We start from the raw sequence: 5,278 nt of genomic DNA on the forward strand, positions 1-5,278 counted from the left end.
CTACCAGTTCATATTTCGACCACACGTACAACACCTCACAAAAATCGAGTGTTGCGACGACCGGTTGAATCCGCCGTTCCCCTTATAGTGACGGGGAAGCTGAGTGAATTGCGTTCGAGGGCCCGCTCGGGTCGGCCGATCAATACCAGCTTGAATGACTGCCCTAGGATCAGGGAATGATGCCAGCCGACAACGCCACACGTTCTACGCGGCGGCGGACCGGGGTCGGGTCTCCTGCATTGAAGTTCGTGCGGGACCTCGTCGTCATCGTGGTCATCGCGATTCTGATCTCAGCCCTTCTCAAAACTTTTGTCGTTCGTTCGTTCTACATCCCGTCCTCTTCGATGGAGAACACGCTCCTGATCAATGATCGAATCATTGTGAATGAACTCGTTCCTAACCTGATCCCGATTGAACACGGCGACGTCGTCGTCTTCACCGACCCAGGAAACTGGCTCCCACCACAGCAACCCGTGCCGCTGAATCTTCTCAGTGCACTAAACGCCGCGCTCACGGCTGTGGGGCTGAGCACCGGCGACAGCAATAATCACCTCGTCAAAAGAGTCATCGGCCTCCCCGGAGACACCGTGGTCTGTTGCACCGCAGGCGGGCAGCTCACCATCAACGATGTCCCCATCGACGAGCCGTACATCCAGGTTCCTGACGGTCAATCCCAGGCAACCAAGAGTCCGTTTACGGTCACCGTGCCCGACGGAAAACTTTGGGTGATGGGTGACAACCGATACAACTCGGCCGACTCGGCCTTCCACTTCCTCAATGGCTCGCCGGGAGGCGGCTTCGTCCCCATCAGTAGCGTCGTCGGCCGCGCAGTCGTGGTGAGCTGGCCCGCCAAACACTGGGGATGGCTCGGCAACTATCCAGAAACCTTCACGCCATCAGCCCGCTGAATTAGTTGCGACTCCTGCGGCGTCGTCGGCGTCGAACGTGTCCTTCGGGAACTCCATGAGCTCGCAAGAAGAATCTTCTTCATTCGTCAAAGCAAGCCAACTCACTTGAGGAACTGTCATGGCAATTATTTGTTCCTACTTGGCTCGTTCCGCCAGGCCGAGGCGACCGCAGACGTCGGACGCGCCGGGAATCACGGCGGCCATTCCATCGGACATGACACACACCGTGAGAGGGTCGGGGACAGGGTAGGAAAAAGTTCGGTCAACGGGATCTGAACGAACCCCACTCTCGATACTTGCGTCCAGGGCATGCTGGGCCCAGAGGTCTGAGCACGCGGCCAGGGCGTCATCGATTGACACCGGACCCCCTTCACTGTCTCCGATGGTGCCCTCGAGGCTGGTCACCCGCGCACCCGGGAATTCCCCCCACATGTTGAGCTCCGCTCGAGAGAAGCAATTGATGCGATCGGTTCTCGTAATCTGCGCTTGGACGGCCACGACGGCACCGGCAGTCAAGACGAGGGTTGCAATGACTGCGGGGACGACGATCCGAACGCGTCGAGCACGACGAAATCTCAGATTCTCTGGAGTTCCTGGTTGGGCGATGTTCACGAGGAGGGCTCGGATCGCCGCACTGCGGTTGGTAGTGAAGTGCGGTTCCGTCGGCGTGCTGTTCATGATGTGCTTTCTCCCACAACTGATGCGGATGGTTGGATCGGGTTGTACTCGTTGAGGACGAGAGCGAGGTGTTGCTTGGCGCGAAATAGTCGGGATTTGACGGTGCCCGAAGGTATTCGAAGAAGCTGGCTGACGTCCGTCATCGACAGGTCTTCCAGGACACACAGCAGCAGTATCTGTTGGTCCCGGGAGTTCAGGTGCGCAAAGGCGCGCTGAACCGTGTTCCCTGTGGAGTCGAGATCGATCGCGTCCAGCACCGCCTCACTGTGGTCAGGCACAGAATCCGGCGGTGGAAGCCTTCGGAGAAGTCGCTGGTGTCGGAGATCGGACCGAAGTTGATTCCGGGCCACGTTGTTAGTGGTTACAAGGAGCCACCCGAGGATGGACTCATCAACGAACCGAACTCGTGTTCTGCAACGCCAAGCTTCGAGGAACACCATCGCAGTAACATCCTCTGCCTCCGCTTGTGTGCGGACCAGCCGAAGGCTGTGACCAAAAACCCGATCCCGGTGGCGGTCAAACAGGACACCAAACGCGCGTCCATTCCCGCCGCGGACGTGCAACCACAGTGCGGAGTCTGTGGCTTGGGAATCAAAGGTGTCCATACTCATCAATGTCCGGCAGGGAGGCATTGGTTCCATAGGAATCGGGTGGGCCTTCAAGCAAGCCGACACTATTAGGTCTTGCGCTATCCACGACACCCTCCGTCTGACTCAGATGTCGCTTGCCAGCGTTATGGGACCACCTGAACGTGACTTCGAGCGTCGCGCACACGCTCTGTGGGTGTCAACCCTGCGACAAGACAATGGATCCCCTTGATGTGATCGGGAATATCGAACTCCTACCGTGGTATCTGTTCCGCTTCGTCAGCTGACCACACGGTGACGATAAGTTGCCACCCGGAGGGGCGTGACCCCGGTCTTCGCTCTTGCCGTCCCGCAAGAGGTTCCGCTTACGGGCAACTCGCCCCGCCAATCGACTTGAGCGGAATCACGTTTCAACGCGCCCGCTGGACGTCCGGCTATCGAGACGAAACTTCGGAAGAAGCTTGTCTCTGCGTTGAGAGACCCTTCTCAGCGAAATCTTTCATGGCAGCAGCCAGCCAGTCCGGCAAGTTCGGATCGATGTCCGCCACAAGTTCGCGCTGAAACCCCGGCTCAAGGTACAGGTCCGCAAGGCCTGCGTAGGCCTCTTTCCCCGGAATCCAGGTCTCGCTGATGAGGTCATAGTGGCTTTGAATCAGAGAGGCAGCTTCTGATGATTGAGGTGCATGCCCTTGCCTCATCGTGTCAGTCAGTCTTTCGTACAGGGCTTTGCCTCTTTGGGCAGCTGCTTTGTAGTCTCGTTCATCCCATTCGGCGGTGGTTGTCTCTTGGGAAGTAAACGCGGAGTCAATTTCTGGACCGAAACGTTCGAGGAGGCCCTTCCGAAGGGCTCCTCGCGTTGTCCGTAGGCCTTCAAAGAAATCCTGTTCACCGATCTGGTTGCCGCCTGCCATCTCGTTCAGGGTGCGATCTAGAGTGGAAAGCAGATGTGTTAGTCGGTCGCGCTCCTCTGCGACAAGTGCCCGATGCGCGGTGAGAGCCTCGTGTAGATCAGATGTATCGTTCCGCGACAGCACGTCTTTGATCGCTGGCAAAGACAATCCATAATCTCTCAGCAAGAGGATGCGTTGGAGCCGGAAAAGCTGGTCACGTTCGTACCAGCGATATCCGTTATCGCTGACCCTGCTCGGGTGCAAAAGACCCAGTTTGTCGTAGTGGCGGAGCATCCGCGCACTGATCCCGGCCAGAGTGGCAACCTGGCTGATGGAGAGCGACATGCCACCAGTTTATCGACTTGACCTTGACACAGTGTCAACTTCTACGATGGACAGATGAACAGCTTTTCGGTGATGAACGCCAAGATCTTCGACGGATACAAATCCGTCCCCTCAACGACCATCAGGGTTGAGAACGGACAAATCGTCGAGGTTGGATCCCGAGGGATTAGCGAGTCAGATCGTGGCGTCATCGATGCGCGGGGCGGCACGATTCTGCCCGGACTCATTGACGCACACGTGCACTTGCTCCCCGGTTCGCTTCGTCAAGCGGCGACGTTCGGGGTCACGACGCTCATCGATCAGTTCAGCAAGCCTGACCTCGTGGCGTCGGAGGCAACCTTTCGTGCACAGCCGGGAGACGCTGACTTTCGGACTTCCAGCATCGGAGCAACAGCGCCCGGGGGGCACCCCACTATGGCTTACTCTCCGTTCCCCTTTCTCGAAGGACCGAGCGGCGCAGCCCAGTTTGTAGCGGAACGGGTTTCTGAAGGTGCCACGCACATCAAGGTGCTCTACGAAGATGGATCAACGAGCCCCCACGCGACGCCGGCTTTGAACTTGGCCACGATTCGATCTTTGGTTCGCGCGGCTCACGAGGCGAATCTCATCGTGGTGGCACATGCGACCACTTCGAACGCAGCGATCGACGTTGTCCGCTGCGGCGTCGATGTCCTTGCGCATGCTCCCTTCGACGAGATTGCTCCGGTGCAGCTTTGCGAGATCGCCCGTAGCGGCGTGAAGGTGATCACCACAATGTCCATCGCTGACGGGTTCCCTGGCGCGGACCGAAAGTTGCCGATCCTGGGGCACCCCGAACTTGCACGGAGGATCGGGGCCGCCTGGACGAAAGTTATCGAGCAGCAAAGTCAACGATGGCTCCCCGACCCAGTGCCGGACTTCTCCATAATCGCGGTGAATGTTCGCAACCTCCAGGCCGCCGGCGTGTCACTCCTTGCCGGAACCGACGCCCCAAATCCGGGAACCATCCACGGCGCCAGCATGCACCGAGAGCTACAGCATCTTGTCTCGGCCGGACTCACATGCAGCGAAGCACTCACCGCAGCCACGGGCTCAACAGCAGAGGCATTCAACCTTCACGACCGCGGCACGATCGCCGTGGGCCAACGTGCCGATCTTCTCCTTGCCACCGGCGACCCAACAGCACAAATCACCGACACACAAAACATCCGTCATGCGTGGGTTCAAGGACACCCAGTCAACCTAGACGGCTACGTCTCAAGCGATGACGAAGCGTCAGGAATCGCCTCACTCCACGCAACAACCGCGAAAATCATGACGGCCATTAGCAAGCTCTGGCCAGAATTCCCTGCCAGCGGCACCCGACACACGCCCTCGACCGAATGAGTGAACAATGATTCCTCCAACCTGGACCGCGGTCCACAGAGACGATGACAACGAACTCCTCGGCTACCTCGCACCCACAGCCGACGACGGACCTCACGTAGTCCCAACTACAGTCTTCGGCTATCACCTCGCCGACCCATCTCACGTCTCGGACGCGGTCGAAGTTCTCGAATCCACCGGTTTGAGCTACCTAGCGGACCGGTGGGAGCTGACCATCGATTCGCACCCCGAACCAATCACTGTCCAAATCGTCGAGGCGAGCCCTGCCCACGTGACCGTTCAGAGCATCGACTACGGCTACGCCGGAGGATACGGAACTCGCTTCACGTTGGAGACACCGACCGATGACTGCCTCCAGCGACGCTAACGATTCGATTTAAGGTCGCTGATCGTGGTCCGCCGCAACCCCGTCCCGTAGGGGGTTGGCGGATTCAACCGGTCGTCGCAACACTCGATTTTTGTGAGGTGTTGTACGTGTGGTCGAAATATGAACTGGTAGAGAAGC

At 58.5% G+C, this 5,278-nt stretch carries 6 protein-coding genes; 3 read left to right on the forward strand and 3 right to left on the reverse strand.

Annotation, left to right across the window (positions count from 1 at the left end):
* Nucleotides 1-176: 176 nt before the first annotated feature.
* Nucleotides 177-908: a signal peptidase I gene (gene lepB / locus CXY77_RS00085; protein ID WP_092342649.1), complete on the forward strand. Its 732-nt coding sequence runs from the start codon at nt 177-179 to the stop codon at nt 906-908.
* Nucleotides 909-1,043: 135 nt separating this feature from the next.
* Here lepB and CXY77_RS19745 read toward each other — a convergent pair whose 3' ends face one another.
* From CXY77_RS19745 to CXY77_RS00100, 3 genes are all read right to left on the reverse strand, one after another.
* Complete coding sequence (locus tag CXY77_RS19745; RefSeq protein ID WP_134505298.1) at nt 1,044-1,340, reverse strand: hypothetical protein; 297 nt, start codon at nt 1,338-1,340, stop codon at nt 1,044-1,046.
* A gap of 242 nt (nt 1,341-1,582) precedes the next feature.
* Complete coding sequence (locus tag CXY77_RS00095; protein ID WP_338069427.1) at nt 1,583-2,227, reverse strand: RNA polymerase sigma factor; 645 nt, start codon at nt 2,225-2,227, stop codon at nt 1,583-1,585.
* Nucleotides 2,228-2,607: 380 nt separating this feature from the next.
* The gene (locus CXY77_RS00100; RefSeq protein ID WP_104129363.1) at nt 2,608-3,408 is read right to left on the reverse strand and encodes a MerR family transcriptional regulator; all 801 of its coding nucleotides are present in this window, start codon (nt 3,406-3,408) and stop codon (nt 2,608-2,610) included.
* A 237-nt stretch (nt 3,409-3,645) separates the two neighbouring features.
* Between CXY77_RS00100 and CXY77_RS00105 the strand changes: the two genes are divergently transcribed.
* Nucleotides 3,646-4,773 (forward strand): amidohydrolase family protein, encoded by a 1,128-nt coding sequence (locus CXY77_RS00105; protein ID WP_233197129.1) that lies wholly within the window; start codon nt 3,646-3,648, stop codon nt 4,771-4,773.
* Between the two features lie 7 nt (nt 4,774-4,780).
* Nucleotides 4,781-5,140, forward strand: coding sequence for a hypothetical protein (locus tag CXY77_RS00110; protein WP_104129365.1), 360 nt, complete (start codon nt 4,781-4,783; stop codon nt 5,138-5,140).
* Nucleotides 5,141-5,278 lie beyond the last annotated feature (138 nt).

It is taken from the genome of Cryobacterium sp. N21 (genome assembly GCF_002929575.1).
In the GTDB taxonomy this organism is placed as follows: Bacteria; Actinomycetota; Actinomycetes; order Actinomycetales; family Microbacteriaceae; genus Cryobacterium; species Cryobacterium flavum.

What these genes read in the sequence shown, in the direction of transcription:
- CXY77_RS19745 (WP_134505298.1), bottom strand. Translation starts at nt 1,340, where the DNA reads ATGTGGGGGGAATTCCCGGGTGCGCGGGTGACCAGCCTCGAGGGCACC.
- CXY77_RS00095 (WP_338069427.1), bottom strand. Translation starts at nt 2,227, where the DNA reads ATGGAACCAATGCCTCCCTGCCGGACATTGATGAGTATGGACACCTTT.
- lepB (WP_092342649.1), top strand. Translation starts at nt 177, where the DNA reads ATGATGCCAGCCGACAACGCCACACGTTCTACGCGGCGGCGGACCGGG.
- CXY77_RS00110 (WP_104129365.1), top strand. Translation starts at nt 4,781, where the DNA reads ATGATTCCTCCAACCTGGACCGCGGTCCACAGAGACGATGACAACGAA.
- CXY77_RS00100 (WP_104129363.1), bottom strand. Translation starts at nt 3,408, where the DNA reads ATGTCGCTCTCCATCAGCCAGGTTGCCACTCTGGCCGGGATCAGTGCG.